This is a genomic window from Alteromonas sp. AWJ4_197 (genome assembly GCF_056160285.1).
In genome coordinates this window covers 164,135-186,801 of sequence record NZ_JBSWWW010000001.1, presented here as the reverse complement: position 1 = coordinate 186,801, position 22,667 = coordinate 164,135, and the positions used below count along the sequence as shown (strand labels likewise).

General features: G+C 48.4%; 19 protein-coding genes. 8 read left to right on the top strand and 11 right to left on the bottom strand.

Annotation, left to right across the window (positions count from 1 at the left end; translation table 11 throughout):
* Positions 1 to 163 precede the first annotated feature (163 nt).
* On the top strand, positions 164 to 2,647 hold the full coding sequence (gene hrpB / locus ACXAGC_RS00830; RefSeq protein WP_474841563.1) for an ATP-dependent helicase HrpB: 2,484 nt from the start codon (positions 164 to 166) through the stop codon (positions 2,645 to 2,647).
* 322 nt (positions 2,648 to 2,969) lie between these two features.
* A complete protein-coding gene (phbB, locus tag ACXAGC_RS00825) occupies positions 2,970 to 3,692 on the top strand; it encodes an acetoacetyl-CoA reductase (RefSeq protein ID WP_349589921.1) in 723 nt (240 codons plus the stop codon).
* Between the two features lie 65 nt (positions 3,693 to 3,757).
* Here the strand turns inward: phbB and ACXAGC_RS00820 are convergent, their stop codons facing one another.
* From ACXAGC_RS00820 to phaR, 5 genes are all read right to left on the bottom strand, one after another.
* Positions 3,758 to 4,996, bottom strand: coding sequence for a lytic murein transglycosylase (locus ACXAGC_RS00820; RefSeq protein ID WP_474841560.1), 1,239 nt, complete (start codon positions 4,994 to 4,996; stop codon positions 3,758 to 3,760).
* 139 nt (positions 4,997 to 5,135) lie between these two features.
* Entirely contained in the window at positions 5,136 to 6,353 is a 1,218-nt protein-coding gene (locus ACXAGC_RS00815; protein ID WP_119502800.1) for a polyhydroxyalkanoate depolymerase, read from the bottom strand.
* Between the two features lie 107 nt (positions 6,354 to 6,460).
* Positions 6,461 to 6,808 (bottom strand): phasin family protein, encoded by a 348-nt coding sequence (locus ACXAGC_RS00810; RefSeq protein ID WP_119502799.1) that lies wholly within the window; start codon positions 6,806 to 6,808, stop codon positions 6,461 to 6,463.
* Positions 6,809 to 6,834: 26 nt separating this feature from the next.
* A complete protein-coding gene (locus ACXAGC_RS00805; RefSeq protein WP_474841557.1) occupies positions 6,835 to 7,452 on the bottom strand; it encodes a phasin family protein in 618 nt (205 codons plus the stop codon).
* Between the two features lie 235 nt (positions 7,453 to 7,687).
* The gene (gene phaR, locus ACXAGC_RS00800) at positions 7,688 to 8,104 is read right to left on the bottom strand and encodes a polyhydroxyalkanoate synthesis repressor PhaR (protein ID WP_119502797.1); all 417 of its coding nucleotides are present in this window, start codon (positions 8,102 to 8,104) and stop codon (positions 7,688 to 7,690) included.
* Between the two features lie 275 nt (positions 8,105 to 8,379).
* On the opposite strand from phaR, the gene ACXAGC_RS00795 reads away from it, so the two are divergent.
* Positions 8,380 to 8,778 carry a DUF4168 domain-containing protein gene (locus ACXAGC_RS00795; protein WP_474841554.1) on the top strand — a complete coding sequence of 133 codons (399 nt, stop codon included), beginning with the start codon at positions 8,380 to 8,382 and terminating at the stop codon, positions 8,776 to 8,778.
* A 66-nt stretch (positions 8,779 to 8,844) separates the two neighbouring features.
* Here ACXAGC_RS00795 and ACXAGC_RS00790 read toward each other — a convergent pair whose 3' ends face one another.
* On the bottom strand, positions 8,845 to 10,620 hold the full coding sequence (locus ACXAGC_RS00790) for a PHA/PHB synthase family protein (protein ID WP_474841552.1): 1,776 nt from the start codon (positions 10,618 to 10,620) through the stop codon (positions 8,845 to 8,847).
* Between the two features lie 15 nt (positions 10,621 to 10,635).
* Positions 10,636 to 10,875, bottom strand: a complete 240-nt coding sequence (locus tag ACXAGC_RS00785) for a DUF6489 family protein (RefSeq protein WP_119502794.1) — start codon at positions 10,873 to 10,875, stop codon at positions 10,636 to 10,638.
* 165 nt (positions 10,876 to 11,040) lie between these two features.
* On the opposite strand from ACXAGC_RS00785, the gene mrcB reads away from it, so the two are divergent.
* Complete coding sequence (gene mrcB, locus ACXAGC_RS00780; RefSeq protein WP_474841550.1) at positions 11,041 to 13,371, top strand: penicillin-binding protein 1B; 2,331 nt, start codon at positions 11,041 to 11,043, stop codon at positions 13,369 to 13,371.
* 230 nt (positions 13,372 to 13,601) lie between these two features.
* On the opposite strand, the gene ACXAGC_RS00775 is transcribed toward mrcB, so the two are convergent.
* The 3 genes from ACXAGC_RS00775 to ACXAGC_RS00765 all read right to left on the bottom strand — a co-directional run bounded on the left by ACXAGC_RS00775 (position 13,602) and on the right by ACXAGC_RS00765 (position 16,026).
* On the bottom strand, positions 13,602 to 13,901 hold the full coding sequence (locus ACXAGC_RS00775; RefSeq protein ID WP_474841548.1) for a hypothetical protein: 300 nt from the start codon (positions 13,899 to 13,901) through the stop codon (positions 13,602 to 13,604).
* Positions 13,902 to 14,220: 319 nt separating this feature from the next.
* Positions 14,221 to 15,138, bottom strand: a complete 918-nt coding sequence (locus ACXAGC_RS00770; protein ID WP_474841546.1) for a DUF808 domain-containing protein — start codon at positions 15,136 to 15,138, stop codon at positions 14,221 to 14,223.
* A 63-nt stretch (positions 15,139 to 15,201) separates the two neighbouring features.
* The gene (locus ACXAGC_RS00765) at positions 15,202 to 16,026 is read right to left on the bottom strand and encodes a hypothetical protein (protein WP_474841544.1); all 825 of its coding nucleotides are present in this window, start codon (positions 16,024 to 16,026) and stop codon (positions 15,202 to 15,204) included.
* 246 nt (positions 16,027 to 16,272) lie between these two features.
* Between ACXAGC_RS00765 and glnK the strand changes: the two genes are divergently transcribed.
* The 3 genes from glnK (at position 16,273) to ACXAGC_RS00750 (ending at position 19,594) form a co-directional block, all read left to right on the top strand.
* Positions 16,273 to 16,611 (top strand): P-II family nitrogen regulator, encoded by a 339-nt coding sequence (gene glnK, locus ACXAGC_RS00760; RefSeq protein ID WP_119502789.1) that lies wholly within the window; start codon positions 16,273 to 16,275, stop codon positions 16,609 to 16,611.
* A 31-nt stretch (positions 16,612 to 16,642) separates the two neighbouring features.
* Entirely contained in the window at positions 16,643 to 17,887 is a 1,245-nt protein-coding gene (locus ACXAGC_RS00755) for an ammonium transporter (protein WP_119502788.1), read from the top strand.
* Between the two features lie 204 nt (positions 17,888 to 18,091).
* Positions 18,092 to 19,594, top strand: a complete 1,503-nt coding sequence (locus ACXAGC_RS00750) for a catalase (RefSeq protein ID WP_349589900.1) — start codon at positions 18,092 to 18,094, stop codon at positions 19,592 to 19,594.
* A gap of 113 nt (positions 19,595 to 19,707) precedes the next feature.
* On the opposite strand, the gene ACXAGC_RS00745 is transcribed toward ACXAGC_RS00750, so the two are convergent.
* Positions 19,708 to 20,607, bottom strand: a complete 900-nt coding sequence (locus ACXAGC_RS00745) for a glycosyltransferase family 2 protein (RefSeq protein ID WP_474841541.1) — start codon at positions 20,605 to 20,607, stop codon at positions 19,708 to 19,710.
* Between the two features lie 328 nt (positions 20,608 to 20,935).
* Here ACXAGC_RS00745 and ggt point away from each other — a divergent pair, with 328 nt between their 5' ends.
* The gene (gene ggt, locus ACXAGC_RS00740) at positions 20,936 to 22,600 is read left to right on the top strand and encodes a gamma-glutamyltransferase (protein WP_474842372.1); all 1,665 of its coding nucleotides are present in this window, start codon (positions 20,936 to 20,938) and stop codon (positions 22,598 to 22,600) included.
* Positions 22,601 to 22,667: the final 67 nt, after the last annotated feature.

Sequence of the window (22,667 nt, the reverse complement as noted above, 5' to 3'; positions counted from 1 at the left end):
AAATTTGAATATATGAAAGTAGAACTGTATTCGGAAAATAAAAACAGTTCGCTTACAGTCTAAAATCTAAACGGAAGTGGCTGACTTATCAATGACTTTATGTATTTCTTCCGGGGCACAGGTATATACTTGCCAGATTATCTGTTGAACCTGTTTTCTTGTTATGCAAAGTAAATTACCTGCCGCAGGCCTGATCCCTGAACTGATAACTGCTGTTGCCGCCGGCAATGTCATTGTCGGTGCACCGCCCGGGGCGGGCAAATCTACCGTACTGCCTCTGGCACTGCTGGAGCTTGTTCCGGGGCGCATTGTCATGTTGCAACCGCGGCGGGTTGTGGTACGCAATCTGGCAGCTTACCTTGCTTCATTGCTCGGAGAGGAAACCGGACAAACTGTGGGTTACCGTATCCGCGGTGAAAGTAAGGTCAGTAAGCAAACACGTCTGGAGATTGTCACAGAAGGTGTGTTGTCTGCCCGTATTCAAAGGGATCCGGAATTAGCTGGTGTTGACTTAATCATCTTTGACGAATTTCACGAACGCAGTATTCACAGTGACTTTGGTCTTGCGCTGGCGCTGGAAGTACAGGAAGGGTTGCGGGAAGATTTATCTCTGGTGGTGATGTCTGCCACTCTCGATGTGGATGAATTACTGACGCTGATGCCCGATGCCATGGTGCTGAAATCTGCCGGCAGGCAGTTTGAGGTAGAGGAAATCTATACCGGTCAGGTACAAAGCCATACTTTGCATGAGCAGGTTACCAGGCAAATTCAGTTCAGCCTTGCACAGGATGACGGCGATATTCTCGTTTTTTTACCGGGCGCCGGCGCGATTAATAAAGTTGCCACCTTGCTGGAGCAGCGGCTGAATGCATCTGAATATGTGGTGCATCCTCTGTATGGCGCGTTGAGTAAACAACGGCAAACTGCCGCTATTTTACCGGATAGCCGGGGAATGAGAAAAATCATTCTTGCTACTAATATTGCCGAAACCAGCCTGACGATTGAAGGCATTAAAGTAGTCATTGATGCCGGTCTTGAAAATGTCGCTAATTACCATCCTCCCACCGGGTTTACCCGCCTGAATACGCAAATGATTTCGCAGGCCTCGGCTATTCAGCGCAAGGGACGGGCAGGGCGCCTGGGGCCCGGGAAAGTGTATCGCATGTGGCCGAAAGAGCAGCATGACAGACTGGCAAAATACCCGCTGCCACAAATTTTGCGTGAAGATATCTCCCCGCTTACTCTGGATGCGCTGGCCTGGGGAACTGAATTGCATAATATGCGCATGTTGACGCCTCCTTCTCAGGCGCAATCTGCAGCAGCATTACACCGCCTGCAACAAGCCGGTGCCGTAGACCGCGATGGTACGTTAACAGCACATGGTCGCGGACTTAACAAATTATCGGTGCACCCGGCTCTGGCAAATATGTTAGTGAAGGCAAAAGAAGCCGGAGCGCAGACGCGCCTGCCTGAACTGGAGGATGTTGCCTGCTATGTGGCGGCTGCCTGTGAAGAGCATTCAGCTTCTGAGCGGCAATTTCACGTATCAGCCTGGCTTGAACAACTGGCAGAACCCCAGTTATCCGGTTTGAAATCCAGGGCCTCGCGGTTTGCATCTGCACTTGGCATCTCACTGAAAGCAGAGCCCCGAAAGTTAAATGGTGAAGCTGTTGCAGTGTGTCTCGCGCTGGCTTTTCCTGAGCGGGTTGCGAGACGTAAGCAGGGTAGTGATTATAAGCTGGCCAGTGGCCGTGGCGCTGCTCTGCCTGAAGGAATGATTGAAAAGTCTGACTGGCTGGTGGTTAAGGAAGGGCAGGTTAACGGTTCCGACGTGATCATTCGTCAGGCCGAACCTGTTAATGAAACCTTATTAAGACAGTTATATTCGCAGGCTTTCAAACTTAAAGATACGGTGACGTACAACAGTCAGAAGAAGCAAATGGAAGCGCGCAAAACCGAAGGTTTCCATGAAATAGTGTTAAGCAGTGAACCGGCAACTAACGTGCCGGCCCGCATTCGCGGTGAGGCCTGGGTATCGTTGCTGGAAGGATTGCCGTTATCCGCGTGGCCTTTCAGTGAAAAAGACTGGCAATGGTGGTACCGGTATCAAATGGCCTGCGGGTGTGACTTACATCAACCGCAAGCTTTCGACAGCCCGCCGGTATGGAAAGACCCTGAGTCACCATTGTCGCTTCTGGACCGTAGTGATATTTCCGCACGATTATCTTCGTTTAAAAGTTGGGAGCAACTTGCCGGCCTGTCCTGGGCGACACTGCTACACCAGTCACTCCCCTGGAGCCAGCAACACGCCATGGACAATGCTTTGCCACTGAGCATTACCGTGCCTTCCGGTGAAAAAAGGAAACTGGTCTACCGGTCAAACGGCGAAGTCGTGCTTCCGGTCAGACTGCAGGAAATGTTTGGTTGTGCAGATACGTTCACTGTTGCAGACGGCGCAAAAGTCATTACGCTGGAGTTGCTGTCTCCTGCGGGAAGACCAGTACAAACTACATCGGATTTGGCCGGCTTCTGGCAGGGTAGTTATCTTGCTGTGCAGAAAGAAATGAAAGGACGATATCCGAAACACCGGTGGCCTGATAATCCGATGGAAGCTGAAGCCGGACGTTCAATGAAGCCGCGAAAATAAACGGGGGGTTGTTCCTGAACTATTGTACCCGTCTTACAACTTTAATCATGTTTGAACGGTGTATACAACTAATTTACGTGCTGCAATTATTATGCAAGTATTTGTTATTAAAAGAGATCCTCTGACCAGTTAATAGCTAAATACTTGTTCATTTTTTCAACTGCATGATAAGTAAGAAGTTTCTTATTCACTATAGTCATTCATCTGGACACGGGCATTGACCCCGCGCAAAAAGTCTTCAGGTTTCCGTTGTCAACATCTCATCAAGCATGCTTATATAGAATTGTTGTACAAATATGAGTCAACATTTGAGGGAGACGAAATGAGCAAAGTTGCACTGGTCACAGGTGGCACCCGGGGAATAGGTGAAGCAATTTGTGTAGCGTTGAAAGATGCGGGTTACACTGTTGTGGCAAATTATGGTGGTAACGATGAAGCGGCTAAGGCGTTTACTGAACGCACTGGCATACCTTCATTTAAGTTCGATGTCTCGAATTTTGAGAAAACGAAAGAAGCAATTGACCAAATCGCGACAGATTATGGTCCGGTGGATATTCTAATCAACAATGCCGGGATCACCCGGGACGGCACCATGCACAGAATGAATTTTGAGCAATGGGATGCCGTTATTCAAACTAACCTCGCTTCCTGTTTTAACACGTGTCGCTCAGTGATTGATTCAATGCGCGCCCGTGGTTTTGGTCGCATTGTTAATATCGGTTCGGTTAACGGTCAGGCTGGTCAGTATGGCCAGGTTAACTATGCGGCAGCTAAGTCCGGTATTCATGGTTTTACTAAAGCGCTGGCACTTGAGGGTGCAGGTAAAGGTGTAACCGTAAACGCTATTGCGCCGGGTTATGTTGATACTGACATGGTGCGTGCGGTACCGGAAGAAGTATTGAAGAAGATCATTGCAACAATTCCGGTGGGTCGTTTGGGGAAACCTGAAGACATCGCCCGCAGTGTTATGTTCTTAATAGGCGATGAAGCCGGATTTATTACCGGTTCTACATTGTCCATTAACGGCGGACAGCACATGTACTAAGCTGTACGGTTACAATGTTCACAGAGCACGCCCGTGCTCTGTGAACTGACCGTATCCGGATCCAGCTACTCGCTTTCTTTATTGCCGTCGCTCTCTTTGAGTTCATCCGGCAACACACCAATCGCTTTCATCACATCCAGTCCCGGAAAACCATCAGCAATCAGGTTGCTGGCCAACTGATATTCGCGGATCCCTGCACGGGTTGCCGGTCCGATAATACCGTCGGGTTTACCTACATTGTAACCGGAAGCATTCAGCGCTGTTTGCAGTTTCAAAATGTCATCCCTGGTATAAGCCGGTAATTCCGGTAACGCTTTATCAATACCGGCTTCACCGGCAATCTGGTCAGCCAGCTTACCTACGGCGATGGCGTAGAATTCAGAATTGTTCCAGCGCATAATAATTCGGAAGTTGTGATAGGCAATGAACGCCGGACCGTTATGACCGGCAGGTACAACGACATAGCCTTTTTCATCACTGTTACCCAGCGCACTACCGTCTGCTTTTTTGATCCCGCTTTCGTTCCACTCAGTAATACTGCGCCGGTTTTTATATCCCGTTTCGCGATAATCGAAATTATCCGGTAACTGAATTTCCCTTCCCCAACGGAATCCGGGTTGCCAGCCTAATTGAGACAAAAAGTTAGCCGCTGAAGCGAGGGCATCTTCTTCACTGTCCCACAGATTGATCTGGCCATCGCCGTCGCCGTCAATCGCATAGTTCATATATGCTGAGGGCATAAATTGTGTATGGCCCATGGCGCCTGCCCAGGAACCTACCATTTTGGTCTGATCTAAAGATTCTCTTTCAAGAAGCTTAACCGCAGTGACTAATTCTTTGGAAAAATAGCTGCTACGTCTTTCATCACAGGCAAGAGTCGCCAGTGAATTCAGTACATTCATCTTACCTTTGTAACCACCAAAATTGGTTTCCAGCCCCCAAAATGCCACCAGATAATGGGCAGGCACACCGTATTTATGGCTTAAGCTATTTAACAGTTCTTTATGTTTAGCGTACATTTCCCGGCCTTTGCCGATACGCCATGCCGTAACGCGTTTGCTGTAGTAGCCCGGAAAGGTTTGTACAAATTCAGGCTGGCTGCGGTCCAGCGAGATCACGCGGGGCTGATATTGAATGTTGGCGAACACGGCCTTTGCCGTTTCTTCTTTCACGCCCTGTTCTACGGCTTGCTGAGATAACTGTGTTTTACACTGTTCAAAATCTGTATTGGCATAAGCTGAAGAAGTCGCTGTCAGCAGTGACAGTATTGAAAAACCAAGCTTACGCGGCATCCATTTAGACATTGCATATTACCTTTGTTGATGAGGCGTTCATGCTACCTTATCTGAGCCCCCGGGGGCGAGGGAAACATGGGGAAAATACGGCGCGCTCCGCCGGTGAGATCAGGAGCGCTGCAGGAAAGAGTTATTTGTCTGGGAAGGCTTATGCGTACTTGTGGATGAAATCAGTGATAACCGGGCGTACCGATTTGCGGAACTTAGATCCACTGAAGATACCGTAATGACCGGCTCCCTGTTGTACGTGATGTTTACGCATATTTTTCGGAATATTTTTACAAATATCCTGTGCCGCTTCTGTTTGTCCTAAGCCGCAAATATCATCATCAGCACCCTCTACGGTAAGCAGAGCAGTATTGTCGATGGTTTCAAAATCTACAGGGTTACCCTGATAAGTAATCGCACCGCGGGCAATCTCGTTATTCTTGAATACCCGTTCAATGGTTTCAAGATAGAACTCGGCGGGCATGTCCAGTACTGCCAGATATTCATCGTAAAAGGCGCGGAAACGATCAGCATCTTCTTCTTCACCAAATACCAGATTTTGGAAGAAACTCTGATACTTTTTCATGTGAGTTTGCTGGTTCATACTGATAAAACCGCCCAGCTGCATGAAACCGGGATACACCTGACGACCTTCGCCCGGATAACCATAAGGTACCGACATAATCGCCACATTACGGAACCAGTTCATCGGATGTTCCTGAGCGAACTCGTTCACCCGTGTAGGATTCTTGGAGCAGTCAATGGGGCCCGCCATGAGAGTGAGCGACTTGGGCACACAGGCATTTTTCTGTCCGGCCATCACTGCGGTGGCGATTAAAGCCTGAACAGTAGGCTGACATATCGCCATTAAGTGCGTGCCCGGCCCTAAGAACTCAAGAAACTCGATAAGATAACCCACATAGCAATCAAAACTGAACGGACCGTCTTCCAGCGGTACTTCTCTGGCATCAGCCCAGTCAGTCACATAAATCTCGTGATCCGGAAGCAGCGCTTCCACCGTGCCTTTCAACAAGGTAGCAAAATGGCCGGATAAAGGCGCAACAAGCAAGACCTTATGATCATCTTTCACACCGATCCGGTTGAAATGAATGAGATCACAAAACGGCTTGCTCATTACGATTTCTTCTTTCACCTTATGGCGTTTATCGTCGATTTTGATTTCGTCGATATTAAACCCCAGCTTCTCGTAGCGTTGTGTCAGCCGCATGGCAGTTTCCAGCGAAGCGCGGGTTATGCGGCCGGGTAAGGTATGTGCGAAAAGATTGGAAGGATGGTTCGCAATATCATTAAGCAGACTGAAACCCTCGTGCATAATGTATGCGCCGCGCGTCAAATAATCGTAAGCCTGATAATTCATTACGTCTCTCCTCAAATACTGGCTGGGGCTAAGACCTTTTGGGGGATGAAAAGGTTCACTTGATGTGGGGTAACCTGAGCGGCCTCTGAAGGCCGCTCAGGAGGGACTTATGCTTTAGCTGCGCTTTGGAATTTCGCAGTCATTTCGTCGCTTAAACCTTTGAACATCTCGCCAGCTTTCTGCTGTGCATCAGAAATTACTGCATATGAGCTTTTCGCTGCATCAGTAACAGTTTCCTGAATAGTTTCAACATATGCCTTGTTCATCTCAGCCAGACCAGACAGATCTTTCTGCTGAGAAGCTTTTTCAAAATAAGACATATTTTCAGATAACAGAGATGAATACAGGGCGTTCTGTTTTTCTGCCAGATCCTGCATTGTACTCATGTTCAATGTCGCAAGGTCAGTCATCGGCTTCATTGCGCTTTTCATTTGCTCGTTCATTTGCTCAAACATTACTAGTCTCCAGTTTCCGGGGTAAGTTAGCTAGTTGATTTAGTCGTTGTCGCAGTCTTCTTAGCAGTCGTGCGACGGGTACGTGTTGCTGGTTTCTTTGCTGCTGCGGCAGGTTTTGCCTCAGCAGTCGCTTCCTTTGCTTCTTCAGCAACGGCTTTTGTCTCTTCAGCGGCCTTCTCAACAGTTTCCTTTGTTGCTTCAGCCACTTTTTCTGCTGCCTCTACCGGCGCTTTCGCGGCTTCAGGCGCAGCTTTTTTCGGTGCGGCAGCTTTTGTGGTTTTCTTCACGGCTGCTGTCGCTTTTTCAACTGTTTCTTTGGTTTCTTCAGTAGCGGTGGCCAAACTGGCCGCCATCACTTCGGTCATTTCTTCACGCATAGCGTTAAGGGTGGAGTAGGTGTCTTTTGACGCGCTGGTCATGCGTTCACGCACTGACTCAGCCAGTTCAGAATTCGCTGTCATTACACCTTTAAACTCTGTTTGTTTCGTTACCGCTTCAATGTAACGAACACTGTCGCTCAACAAACCCGTGAATAACGTGGTTTGGTGTTGAGACAGACTTTCCAGCGTTTTTGTATTCACAGCAAACAGCGTATGTACCGGTTTAGTGGTACTTTTCAGCTGTTCTGAAAACTTGCCAAACATACTCTTCTCCCGACCAGTTGATAAAGTCCTTCTGCTGCGTTGCAGCAAGATTTGATTAGATATTAACCAGGACATTTGCAGAGATCAACAAAAATGTTGCGGTGCAGCAAGAATGTTTAGACGAATATTTAATAAGCAAATAGCTTTTTATGCTGCTCTGCAGCATTGAAGAGGAAATGTGGCAGGTCTGTCCGTTCTGGGGCAGGATAATTGCTCCCCTGCCAGTATGTGATACTTACTTCTGGTTCTTCTTCCAGGCATCCATATTTTGTTCGATGATTTTGTTAAACATACCGAAGGGCGTGTTATCCATCATATTTTTCATCATACCCTGCACCTGATCCTGTTGCTCTATAAAGGTAACAAGAGATTGTTCAAGGTACTGTCGCAGAAAGTCCTGCATGTCAGTGTCGTAATAACGGATTAGTTGTTTGAGTAACGAATTTGTCAACAGTGACTGATTTTCGTTGGCTTCGGATTCACTGATAATTTGCAGCAATAATGACTTGGTAATGTCATCTTCGCTTTTGGAGTCAATCACCTTAAATTCCTGACGTTCATTGATTAACGCCTTTATATAATCGAGGTTAACGTACTGGCTCTGAGATGTGTCGTACAATCTGCGATTAGGATATTTTTTAATGATGATCATAATGTTACCTCCGGCGATGCTGAAATGAGAGTAACGCACAAAATGCCGCTGCGGCAACCTAAAAGGTGTGAAAATAAGCGACACTCTGACTACCTTTTTCACTGATAAGAAAATCTGATTTTTATTAACATTCTGAAATTATTGATTAAATCGTGATTGGCATAGTTATCGCTGTATCACTGTTGAGAGCCTGAATAGCCGGATTATCTTTCTTTTAATCACATTCATTTGAAGATAACGCATTTCAGGCAATTCAAATGAAACCGGAGATTATTATGACTAAACTTGTCAAATCACTTGTGATGAGCCTCGCTGTTGCTTGCACGTTAAATTTCGCTGCACAGGCAGCTCAGGAAACCAGAGAGGCTGCCCCGTCAAGTGCGCCGATGACACAGTCGAAGGATTTCGATGATGCAACTCTTGAGAAATTTACAGTCGCGATGAATGCGGTCAGTGATGTTGCAGATAAATATCAGTCTGAACTGAAAGGTGACGAAACACCTGAGAAGATGCAGCAAATTCAGCAGGCTGCACAAACTGAAATGGTAACCGAAATTGAAAAAACCGGTCTTGAGGTGCAAACCTACACGACCATTGCACAACTGGTACAAACGGATGAAAAACTGAGATCCCGTGTACTGGACATCGCTAAAACACAAAACAGCGAATCGTAATACTGAATCCTCATGTAGACAGAAGCAAAGCGGGGCGTTGAACGCCCCCTTTTTTTGTCTGCCGGCTTATCCCAGCTGTTTTTTCACGTAACTGCCCGGGGCTGCTTCGATGGCCGGATATTTTTCACTTTCACCGGGCTGCGGGGCATTCACTTTTGTTTTCCGGTGACCCTGCAACCATGCATGCCAGTCTGGCCACCATGAGCCTTCCTGCTTCACAGCACCATCAAACCATTCGCTGGCACTTGCCGGTAAATTGTCGTTAATCCAGTGCGGATATTTCCCGGGATCTGGCGGGTTAATTACCCCTGCAAGGTGTCCCGACCCGGCGAGTACAAAGCGTGTATCGCCTGATACCAGCTGTGTACCTTTGTAGGCGCCCTGCCACAGCACAATGTGATCTGCCAGAGTCGTCAGGAAATAAACCGGCACATCGATATTTCCAAGGTCGATGGGAATGCCGTCAATTTCTACTGCCCCCGGCACTTTCAGTTTATCCTCCCAGTACATGGTGCGGATGTATTGCTTAAAACAGGCCGCGGTGATGTTGGTGGCGTCGCTGTTCCAGAATAAAATATCAAACGCAGCAGGGTCTTTGCCCTTAAGGTAGTTATTAATAAAATACGACCAGAAAAGGTTATTTTCCCGCAGCAGACTAAAGCTCAGGCCCAGAATGCGGCCGTCGTAAATACCCTTAATATCTGCGTTCTGCTCCATCACAGGTAATGCATCTTCGGTCAGGTAATTACCAATTTCACCAGGTTCACTGAAGTCCAGTAAGGTGGTCAGTAAAGTGAGTGACTCAATGCGGGTGTCTTTTTTCGCACGCAGATAAGCCGTCGCTGTGCTCAGTAATGTGCCACCTACGCAAAAGCCCGCCATATTCACTTTCTTCTTACCGGTGATATCACAAACCACATCAAGGGCTTCCACCGGACCTTTCTTCATATAATCGAAGAAATCCTGGTCCGCCAGTTTTGCATCCGGGTTAACCCATGAAATCATAAACACAGAAAAACCGGCATCAAGCAGGCCTTTTACCACGGACTTACGTTCGTCGAGGTCAAGAATGTAGTATTTGTTGATGAAAGGAGGCACAAACAGTATTGGCGTTGCGAAGGTTTTCTCATGCTTCGGTGTGTAATGAATTAACTGCATCAACTCGTTCTGATAAACGATCTGGCCTTCGGTGGTAGCCAGGTTGACACCTAACTCGAAGGCATCCATATCGGTCTGTGTGATTTTGAACGCTTCAAGAGGACTCTTTTCCAGATCCCGCATGAAATTCTCAATACCTTTCACCATGTTCTGGCCTTTGGTTTTCAGAATTTCTTCACATACTTCCGGGTTAGACAGCAAGTAGTTAGTTGGTGATACCGAGTTGATATATTGGCGTGTGTAGAATTTTACCTGTTCTTCCGACTTAGGATCTTTGAAATGCATGGATGAAATCATGCCTTGCAGCATCTTAGAATTAATCAGGTAAGCCTGTTTCATGTAGCTGAAAATGGGATTGTCCTGCCAGTCTGTATGAGAAAAACGACGGTCGCCTTTTTCTTCCTGCATAACAGGATGGGCATTCTCTCCCAGCATGGCCTTAGTGGCCTGCTGCCACAATTCAGTTTGTTGACGCATGAAATCCATTTGCGTCTGGATAAGCTTTGCCGAATCTACCTCTACCGTGTCGTTTGACAGCAGCGAACCTAACTTTTCCGGGTCGAACATAGCGGAAGTCTCCTCACTGCTATTTTTCTTCGTCAGAATGTTATGAACCATGGCGTTAAACTGCTGTGCGTATTGATTCAATGTGTCCAGAATATGATCTTTGTCCTGCTCGTGCACAAAAAACCTCCGTGCTTATTTTTTGCTGGTTCCTGTGGTTGCCATGCTTTCCAGCATCTTTTGATAGAATGAGAATGCTTGCTGACTGCCGTCCAGGTAGGGCTTCAGCATGGACATCATGGCTTCCTGATTTCCGCTTTTGATTTGCTCGCTGAGTTGTGAGATGGTGGCCTCATGAAGTTTGCTCATATCCGGCCATCCCATGAGTTCTCTTGCTTCCTTGGGTGAAAGGTCGATATCGATGGAAATTTTCATGTTTCACTCCTTTCTGGCGCCTTCCGGGCCATCCGGATTGATTGTTCTGGCGTAATCATAAGATTACTGCAAGATGACAATGATTTGCACGGTTAGTTTCAGGCTGGAAATTCAGCCGCGAAAACCGCAAAATCCCCTTTGACGTTTTCTATATTGGCATGATAAGTGGCTAAAAAACAGACGAAAGTTAATAAACCAAAGAAAATTGGCAGCAAGCCCCGCCGTCGCTGGCCCGGGCTGTTGTTCAAGTTATGTATTGTCGGGTTCGTGGTGCTGGCAGGGTACATGGTGTATCTGGATGCCCAGATTAAGCACACCTTTACAGGCAATAAATGGGAAGTCCCGGCGCAAATATTTGCCCGGCCACTAATGTTATCTGAAGCGCTGGAAATCACGCCAAAAGAAGTGCTGGATGAACTGAAACTGCTTGGTTACCGGAAGGTCACGAGTCCCGATAGTAGCGGAGAATATCGTTATACCGGCAATAAGCTGGTGGTTCAGCGACGGGCTTTCAGTTTTCCTGACGGCGATGAGCCTTTACGCCAGATCACCATTACCTGGCAGGGCAGCCGCATCAGCAGTATCCGGGATGACAGTGCCGGTATTTCACTGCCGAAAATTCGCCTGGAGCCCTGGCTTGTCACGCGGATGGTAAGTGGCACCCGCGAAGACCGTATGCTGGTGAAGCTGAATGAAATTCCACCTTTATTGCCGAAAGCCCTGATCCTTGTAGAAGATAAAGATTTCTACAAGCACCACGGGGTCGCACCACTTTCTATTCTCCGCGCGCTGGTTGCCAACATTCAGGCAGGGAGAACCGTGCAGGGGGGCAGTACTTTAACGCAGCAGCTGGTGAAAAACCTGTACCTCACCAGAGAAAAAGCGCTGACGCGGAAAATAAAAGAAGCATTGATGGCACTCATCATCGATGCCCGTTACAGCAAAGATGAAATTTTGCAGGCTTATCTGAACGAAGTTTTTCTGGGTCAGAACGGAGATATGGCCGTGCACGGTTTTGGCCTTGCCAGCTATTTCTATTTCGACCGGCCGGCCAATGAACTCAGCGTACCTGAAATCGCCACGCTGGTGGCCATGATTAAAGGACCATCCTATTACAATCCGAGACGCTATGAAGAACGGGTTATTGAGCGGCGTAATCTGGTGCTGCGTATTTTATTTGAAGCCAACGAACTCGACCGTAAGCAATACGAATTTGCTGTTAACTCTCCTGTAGGTCTGGCGTCCGGCGCGAGCTTAGCCAGCGGGAAACATCCCGCGTTTATGGATAAAGTGCGCCGTGAACTGAACTCCATTCTGGCCGATCCTTCCCTGCGTGACTCCGGGGTGAAGGTATTTACCACGCTGGATATATATGCCCAGCGCAGGGCTGAAAAAGCGGTTGAAAACACATTGAAAGGCTTGCAGTCAGATCGCAAAGCTGAGTTACAGGCAGCGATGATTGTGACGGATATCGCCAGTGGTGAAATTCGTGCCATTGTGGGCAGTAAAGATACCAGCTTCAAAGGGTTTAACCGTGCGCTGGATGCCAAACGTCAGGTGGGATCACTCATTAAGCCGGCAGTGTATCTCACTGCTCTGGAAGACCCGGTGATGTTTAATCTGGCCACTCCGTTACAGGACGAACCCATTACCCTTGAAAACGGCAGCGGACAGACCTGGTCACCCCTGAACGCGGATAAGAAATTCCGTGGACAAGTACCTCTGATTGAAGGTCTGACAGAATCGTTAAATGTGCCTACAGTGAATCTCGGTATGCAAGTGGGGCTCGACAATGTGACAGAAACCATTCACCGGCTGGGAGTAGAGAGTGACTTCCGCGAGGTGCCGGCTATGACACTCGGGGCCATGTCGTTATCGCCGCTGGAAACTAACCAGATGTATCAGACCATTTCGAACAATGGCCGTTATATTCCGCTGCATACTGTGACATCGGTTGTTTCTTCGAATAACCGGCTGGTATGGCAGAATGCCGATTACTATTCACAGCGGGTAGATGAGGCCGCCACATACCTGCTGAACTACGCGTTGTATAAAGTGACCACGGAAGGTACAGCGAAACGTGTGGGCAGTAACTTCCCGAATATCAACATGGGCGGTAAAACCGGCACCACAGATGATTACCGCGACAGCTGGTTTACCGGCTTTGACCGGAATAATGTGGCAACTGTATGGGTAGGGAATGATGATAACCAGCCAGTGCTGTTAACCGGTGCCGGCGGGGCCTTACCTGTGTTTGTAAACTATCAGAAAAGTCAGTCGCCCAAGTCACTGTCACGACGTTTTCCGGAAGGGTTAGGTATTGCTCATTTCGACAGTCAGACGGGGGCACTGACCATTGCCGGCTGTCCTGACTCCATGAGTGTGCCGGCTATTCTTGATGTACTGCCGCCGCCGGCGCAGGATTGCTATGGTAAGCCTGTAGCGCCTCCGGGCAAAGAAAAGAAAAGCTGGTGGGAACGTTTGTTTGGAAATTAAGGCTTTTTCTTATCGAAAAAGCCCTGTAGTCAGAACTGGCAGCGACATACGGCTCAGTAAAAATCTGTCCCGCTACCAGTTCTGACTCAGGGAAGGCCCTACGGGAGCTCGTTGGGATTAGTGAAAGCGGTCTGCAATGTGTTGCACACCGCTGAATAACACTGCGCTGGCGAGATACGCGACAACCGGTCCCAGCGCAAGCAACAACAACGCACCTGATGTCATCATCATTACTCTCCTTTGATGTCTTCAAAAGACATAGCATCTTCCTGTTTAAGATCACGGATCTTGATGTCAGCAACCAGTGTTTCTTCAGCTACTTCAGGTTCGGCCTGATACGTGGTGTTGGCCACTAGCTGAGTCACTTCAGACAGGATTTCTGTGCGCACATTATCGATTTGTTGCTCAACCATCTCAGATAAATAGCCCTGAAGCTGGCTTTGCAATGATGTTTCAGCCATTGCCGGTATAGACAGAACAGAAGTAGCAACAAGTGCAAGTGCAGTGAATTGACGACGTAAAGTAAACATAATTTCTCCAAAGTTAAGGTTAATAAACTGCACTCTTACTGACTTCCCGGCAGTTAATTGTTAAGTCGCATTAACTTTAGCGATAGTTGTGCCAATACGAATAAAAATTTTAAGGTGTTGATTTTAAATGTTTTGTTTTGTCGGTGTGGAAAAGCTTAGATAAGTGTAAATAGTATAAACACTAAGAATTAGTAATTTTGAAAACTCTATTTGGCGAATTTGACCAGGTATGATGTACGGGGCTGACAGGTGAGTCAGCCCGCGATGATTTTGGTAATGGCCAGCGCAAAGCTTGCCGCCCCGACAGCATCAGAACAGCTTAATGCGCGTCTTTCTTTTTAGAAAACAGCGAAACAATACCCACAATTACCGAGCCGGCAATCAAACCAGCCACACCATCGGTGACAAGGGAAATGACAAAGCTGAGTTGCTCCACACTGTGATTAATGGATTCAGCGAGGTGGTGCATAAACGGAATATTGTGAGTAAGGATGCCGCCGCCAACGAGGAACATAGCAATGGTGCCGACTAAAGCGAGGGTTTTCATTAACAGAGGCGCAGCAACGAGCAGGGCACGGCCAGTGACACGCTGAAAACCGTTGTAGCCGCCGGTGAGTGACTTTCTGAGGAGATACAGACCGACATCGTCCATTTTCACAATGCCGGCAACCAGACCATACACACCGGCGGTGATCCCCACACTTAACGCGCACAACACACCTACCTGAGTAACAAAATCAGCCTGCTGTACGCTACCCAGTGCAATGACGATAATCTCTGCGGACAAAATAAAATCAGTCCGGATGGCGCCTTTAATCTTGTCTTTCTCAAGCGCCACAAGATCAATATTTTCCTGTGAGAGTTTTTCAATTCTGGCTTCACGCTCTGCTTCATCTTCTTTATGGAAAAGCCGGTGCAATACTTTTTCAGCCCCTTCGAAACACAGGTACAGACCACCAATGACCAGCATGACGGTGATCAGAACCGGAATAAAAGCAGAAATAAGCAGCGCTGCAGGTACCAGGAACACTTTGTTGAGCAGCGAGCCTTTTGCCACAGCCCAGACCACAGGCAGTTCTCTTTCGGCACGCACTCCCTGAACCTGGTTGGCATTTAATGCAAGATCATCACCCAGAACCCCGGCAGTTTTCTGCGCAGCCACTTTAGACATGGCGGAAATGTCATCCAGCAAAGTAGCGATATCATCAATCAGGGCGAGTAAGTTAGCGGCTGCCATAGGTTTTCCTCAATAAGAATCGGGGCATAGGTTATCTGTAGAAGCCCTTATACGCAATACAGACTAATTTTGATTCTCTTCTTCTTTGACCCCTTTATTTATCCGCGCATCAATGAATTTCTCAAACCCTTTGCCCCTGTCTGAACAGGTCGCCCGTCCACCGGTAAAACGTGAAATAAATGCCAGGGTTTGGGTGGTTTTACTACTGCAATCCACTTCAACGGCAGGGGGCGGGGCAAGAGGATCTTCTTTTTCTGCGCCTTTGCGGGGATCGCTGATATCCGGTGACGTTTTTGCCCGCCTGAGTTCTTTGGCTACCTGCTCAGCATCCTGCTGTGTACTGGCAGCCTGTTGCCGGCTGAAAAAAGCATCCAGAGCACGGCGCGATGTTAATGACGGTCTGGTTGAAACCGTGCCTGAATCTGTTGGCGCAGCCGGCTGCGCAATATCAGAAGACACAGGCGGTTGAACCGGCTCTGACGTTTCAGGCTGCACAGGTTGTTGCGGCAACGGCGCTTTTACTGCCGGCGGTGTTTTGATCTCAGGCGGGGCTGCCTGTTCCGGAGCTGGTTTGGACTCCGGTGCGGCCAGTTCAGGTTCAGGCTTGGCGGTAGCCGGTGCTTCCGGAATGGTTTCCGGTAGTGTGTCCGGTAGTGTGTCCGGTTCCCGGGCAGCCTGAGGTTGTGGCAGACGGATTAACGTCGCCGTGATGGGTTTACTGACCACGGGCTCCGGAATATCGCGCTTACTTTCCATCAGCGCCAGTGCGGCAAGCAATATAAGGTGAATAATAACAGACACGACAAAGACCCCGCTTTTCTTTCCTGAGCGGGGTGGATCAAAAGTTGGCCTTTGAGGGGCAAAGAAAGCGGTGTCCGTGGTTTCCATACGCGACAGAAGACCGCTGAAATAAGATGAAGTTCCCGGTCTTTACACAAGCACGATTTTGGCTGCCCAATTATGGTGCGCTATTTTGCCTTCGCACGATCATGGTGCGTAATTTTTAAGCTCTTCATTCGTTTTAATGCATAAATATCTGTTTTTTATAGATTAAAATTTGTGGCATAGGACTTGGTTTACTTCAGCAACCCCCGCTAAAAGCGAAAACAAACAACCATTATTTGGGAGCAACACATGAAACTAGTCACAGCTATCATCAAGCCATTCAAGCTGGATGATGTTCGTGAAGCCATTTCAGAGATCGGTATCGACGGTCTTACCGTTACCGAAGTGAAAGGGTTTGGACGTCAAAAAGGACATACTGAATTATATCGCGGCGCCGAATATCAGGTGGATTTCTTACCAAAAGTAAAACTGGAAGTTGCTGTTCAGGCAGACCAGGTTGATCGTCTGGTAGAAGCCATCGTTGGCGCAGCAAAAACGGGCAAGATCGGTGACGGTAAAGTATTCGTCTACGACCTTGAACATGCTGTTCGTATTCGTACCGGCGAAGCTGACGCAGACGCGCTGTAAAACAACACAATAAGAAATTGCGGAGAAAACAATGGAAATCACATTTGAACTCGGGTATGCATTAGATACCTTCTATTTCCTTATTTGCGGTGCGTTAGTCATGTGGATGGCTGCCGGCTTTGCCATGCTTGAGGCGGGTCTGGTTCGTGCTAAAAACACCACTGAAATTCTGACCAAGAACGTGGCGCTTTATGCCATTGCCTGTACCATGTATATGATCTGCGGTTACAGCATCATGTACGGCGGTGGTGACTTCACATTATTCCTTTCAGGTATTGTTGGTGACGGTGCAACAGGTGTTGCAGAAGAACCGGCTACCTACGCGCCTTCAGCTGACTTCTTCTTCCAGGTAGTATTCGTTGCCACTGCAATGTCTATCGTATCCGGTGCGGTTGCTGAGCGTATGAAACTGTGGGCCTTCCTGGCATTCGCAGTTGTGATGACTGGTTTCATCTATCCAATGGAAGGTGCATGGACATGGGGCGGTGAGTCTGTATTCGGTATGTACGTGCTGGGCGACAACGGTTTCTCTGACTTTGCAGGTTCCGGTATTGTTCACATGGCAGGTGCTGCTGCAGCCTTAGCCGGTGTACTGGTACTTGGCGCACGTAAAGGTAAATACACTGCAGATGGCAAAGTAAATGCTATCCCGGGTGCTAACCTGCCTCTGGCGACTTTAGGTACATTCATTCTTTGGATGGGTTGGTTCGGCTTCAACGGTGGTTCTGTTCTGGCAACAGCTACTGTAGAAAGTGCTAACTCTGTTGCGGTTGTATTCATGAACACCAATGCCGCCGCTGCCGGTGGTGCAATTGCTGCTCTGCTGCTGGCCCGCGTAATGTTCGGTAAAGCTGACCTGACTATGGTACTTAACGGTGCACTGGCTGGTCTGGTAGCCATTACTGCTGAACCTTCAACGCCAACGCCTCTGATGGCAACACTGTTCGGTGCGTTAGGTGGTCTGCTGGTTGTTCTGAGCATCGTGTTCCTGGACAAACTGAAAATCGATGATCCTGTAGGTGCTATCTCTGTTCACGGTGTAGTTGGTCTGTTAGGTCTGTTACTGGTTCCGGTAACTAACGAAGGTTCTACTTTCGGTGGTCAACTGTTAGGTGCTGCTACAATCTTTGTATGGGTATTCGTAACCAGTCTGATTGTTTGGGTAATCCTGAAAGCTGTAATGGGCATCCGGGTTTCTGAAGAAGAAGAATTTGAAGGTGTTGACGTTGCTGAATGTGGTCTGGAAGCATATCCTGACTTTACTTCAGGTCGTTAATCTTCAACACGGAGACTTGATTGGGCAACCTATAACAAAAGCATAATGCTCAACTCACCAAAATTTGAACCCCGCATCTGCGGGGTTTTTTCTGTTTAATAGAAATAAATAATTAACATCTTTTAAAAAATAGATTGGTCGTTTTCCGGCTCTCTGTTGTACGCATAGTTACACCAACTATCGTGCTTTTCCCAGGAGACCGTTATGAGTAAAAAACCAACTCTCACCACCAGCGCGGGCGCGCCCGTCGAATCTAACGAAACCAGCAAAACAGCGGGCGCAAGAGGTCCGGTTCTGCTGACAGATTATCAGCTTGTTGAAAAGCTGGCACACCAGAACAGGGAGCGTATTCCTGAGCGTACGGTGCATGCCAAAGGCTGGGGTTTGCAGGGTACATTTACAGTGACCCACGACATTACCCGGTACACCTGTGCCGACCTGTTCTCTGAGATTGGCAAAAAGACCGAAGTGCTGAGTCGCTGGTCTACCGTTGCCGGCGAATCAGGCGCTGCTGACACCGAGCGTGATGTACGCGGTTTCAGTCTTAAGTTTTATACCGAAGAAGGTAACTGGGATATGGTGGGTAACAATACCCCAATCTTCTTTATCCGCGACGCGTTTAAGTTTCCGGATTTTATCCGTACTCAAAAGCGCCATCCGAAAACGAATCTTCGCAGCCCGGAAGCGATGTTTGATTTCTGGGCCGGACAACCTGAGTCTGTGCATCAGGTCACCATTCTGATGTCTGATCGTGGTATTCCTAAGAACCCTATGTACATGAACGGCTACGGCTCACACACTTTCAGTATGTGGAATGCCAAAGGCGAGCGTTTCTGGGTGAAATTCCACTTTAAAACACAGCAGGGGCATGAACATTACACCAATGATGAGGCTGAAGAGATCATAGGTAAAACCCGTGAGTCTTATCAGGAAGACTTAATCAATGCCATCGAAGACGGCAAATATCCTAAATGGACTCTGTACATTCAGGTGATGCCTGAAGAAGAGGCAGGGAAGCAGGCTTATAACCCTTTCGACCTCACCAAAGTGTGGCCTCATGGTGATTTCCCTCTGATTGAAGTGGGCGAACTGGAAATGCACACCGTGCCTGAAAACTACTTCCAGATGATTGAGAATGCAGCCTACAGCCCGTCAAACGTGGTGCCCGGTATCGGCTTCAGTCCTGATAAAATGCTGCAGGCCCGGGTGTTCTCCTATGCAGATGCTCACCGTTATCGTTTGGGAACTCACTATGAAGCCTTACCGGCTAATGCGCCGAAGAAAGCGGAATTGAACCATTATCATAAAGACGGTGCGATGCGCTTCTTTACCAATGATTTTGGTAATCCTGACGCCTATTACGAGCCAAACCAGCACAACGGTCCGGTGGCTCAAATTAAGAACCCGGAACCACCGCTGCGCATCGATGGCGATGCTGACCGCTACTATCAGGAAGAATCGGACATTGATTACGTGCAGCCAAGAGCCCTTTACAACATGTTCTCTGACGAGCAGAAAGAAAGGTTGTACAAGAACTATGCTGCCGCGATGGGGCCATGTTCAGACGGCGTAAAAGAGCGCTGGTACGCTGTTCTTGAAAAAGTACATCCTGACTACGCTGCAGGTGTCCGAAAAGCGGTGGAAGCGTTGGATACAGACGTTAACGCGGTGCCCATCACCGAAGACACGCCTCTGGAAGATAAGTAACAGTTGCCCGGTCACGGGCAATTAAACTGAAAAACATAACACCCGGCAGATGCCGGGTGTTTTCGTTGTGAAGAACCAATCGCGGGGAACCGGACCCCGCGTAATTTCTTACATCAGGCCGTTTGCTTCAATGCACCTGTACGGGTTAACGTACCAGCCGGAGCTGATGTGCCTTCTGACGCCACACTATCCGGTTCTTTTACCAGGTAAGTCGCCAGCTCTTCATCTGTAACCAGACGTACCACACGCATACCAGACTCCTCATAATCTGCGTTAATAAGCCCGAGTTCAGCGAAGCGGGCGAACAAATCACAGGACGGATACGCACCCCATTTCTGTTTGAACACTTCAGCGTTCGATACGATATCGCATAAGTGATTTACCGGTGGGTTGTAGTGAGCGTGGAATTGCTTGAATACATGACGGCCGGTGTTAACCAGATAAAGGCCTGCCTGGCTGCAACGTGCAGCAAAATCCAAATCGCCGATACCAAAGCCATGATAATCGAGATCGAACCCGCCTACACGCTCATAATCCTTCCGGGTGATACCGAATATATTAGTATCGAACTGCACAAACGGGACTTTTTCTGCGGCAGTGGCCTGAGGAAGGGCAAGCTGCTGCACATAGCTTTCGTTAATATCTTCCGCTTTTTTATCAAGCTGGCATACATTGGCGGTGACAACCTTACCGATGGCGAGTGAACGGACCAGATTTTCCAGTAAAGATTCAGGGCAGATGCAGTCCACATCAAGGTAAATAAATTTGTCGGTTTTGCAGGTATCGAAACCACGGTTACGGGCTTTCGGGATCGGAAGTTCATCACTTGCTGCAAAACGGTGCACGATAGGGAAGTTTTCGCTACTTAATAGTGATTCGTCACTTGGCGGAGCCATCCATACAATCACCATTTCTTTTGGTAAAAGTGTAGAGCGTTCTATGCTGCTAATCAGGTTAGACAACTGCTGGGTACGTCGCTTAACAATAGTAACAATACTAAAATCAGTGCTCATGGCGTCGTCTCTCTGTCGGTTCATGTCCCTGCGGGACGGGTTAATTTCCAACCACAGATACGGCTCGTGGTGAGTCTGTTAGAAAAACAGTGAATAAATCCGCAAAATTACTGCAAACTTAGTTCCACCTTTAAACTAAAGTATAGTGAACGGGCTAACTTCGCGTTAATTCGTCATTTTTTGCTTTCTGGCCTGCCCGGATGAATTGCAGGGCGGAGTGTGTTAAATATGAATTTACAGAAAGCCGGTAATTTTTACAGTGGTTAGACAGAGCGGGGAAATGCATTTGCGACTGATAAGAAAGAGTCTGAAGCCGGTTATCACCGGTATGGTATTACTGGGCGTGTCTGCCGTTGCCGGGGCATACGACCGGATCACCGGTGAAATGTTTGCCAGCCGTTCCGAGGTCATTGCACAGCACGGGATGGTAGCCACCAGTCAGCCTCTGGCGACCCAGGTGGGGCTGGATATTCTTAAGCAGGGTGGCAATGCTATCGACGCAGCGATTGCAGCGAATGCCATGCTTGGTCTGGTGGAGCCCACCGGAAGCGGTATCGGTGGTGATCTGTTTGCTATCGTGTGGAGTGCAGAAGAGAAGAAACTCTATGGTCTGAATGCGTCCGGCCGCTCACCCCGTACCCTGACCAAAGCCGTGTTTGCAGAAAAAGGGCTCAATAAAGTGCCCTCATTTGGTCCGTTGCCGGTATCGGTTCCCGGTGCTGTGGATGGCTGGTTTGAGCTGCACAGCAAGTTCGGCTCTCTGCCTGTGACTGCCATTTTAACCCCGTCTATTGAATATGCCCGTAATGGTTTTCCGGTTTCTGAACTCATTGCGTATTACCTGCAAATGAATGCCGACCGGATTGGTCAATATGACGGATTTGCTGAAACCTTTATGCCCGGCGGTAAAGTACCTAAAAAAGGGGATGTGTTTAAAAATCCCGGACTGGCTGCCACCTACGAAAAAATCGCCACCGGCGGCAGAGATGCCTTTTATAAAGGCGATATAGCGCGGACAATCGCTGCCTACATGAAAGAGCAGGGCGGTTACCTTACCTTAGATGATCTGGCCAGCCATACGTCAGAGTGGGTTGAACCGGTATCCGCGAATTACCGGGGGTACGATGTATGGGAGTTACCCCCTAACGGACAGGGTATTGCTGCTCTGCAAATCCTGAATATTCTTGAGCGTTACGATATTGAAGGGATGGGGTTCGGCTCTGCAGACTACATTCACACTTTCGTTGAAGCGAAAAAGCTGGCATTTGAAGACCGCGCAAAATTCTATGCAGATATGGCATTTACTTCAGTGCCCGTAGACTGGCTGGTTTCTAAAGACTACGCCGCAGAGCGGCAGCAACTTATCAATCCGGAAAAAGCGGCCAAACGCTATGATGCCGGTGTGTACGAAGGTGATACCGTGTACCTGACCGTCGCCGATAAAGACGGCAACATGGTGTCTCTGATCCAGAGTAACTACCGTGGTATGGGCTCAGGCATGACGCCACCGGAACTGGGATTTGTGCTGCAGAATCGGGGGGAGCTGTTCACCATGCAGGAAGGACACGCGAATGAGTATGCGCCGGGCAAGCGTCCCTTCCACACGATTATTCCTGCCTTCGTTACCCGCAATGGTAAGCCGTGGTTAAGCTTTGGTGTAATGGGCGGTGCCACCCAGCCACAAATGCATGCACAAATCATCGTCGATCTGATTGATTTTGGCATGAACTTACAGGAAGCCGGTGACGCGCCCCGTATATTACATTCCGGTTCCAGCAGCCCTACCGGACATCTCATGCTGGATGGCGGTCAGGTACATCTTGAATCAGGCTTCAGTGAAACGGTTAAACGTGAACTGATGGAGAAAGGTCACACTCTGCAACCTGCCGTCGGGATCTACGGTGGTTATCAGGCAATTATGCAGGATAGTCAGCGGGGCGTGTATTTCGGTGCCTCTGAAAGCCGAAAAGATGGACAAGCCGCGGGGTATTGAGCCACACTATTACTTACTGGCCCGGGAAAATGCCCATAAATCAATAATCAGCGGGCAAACGGAAGGA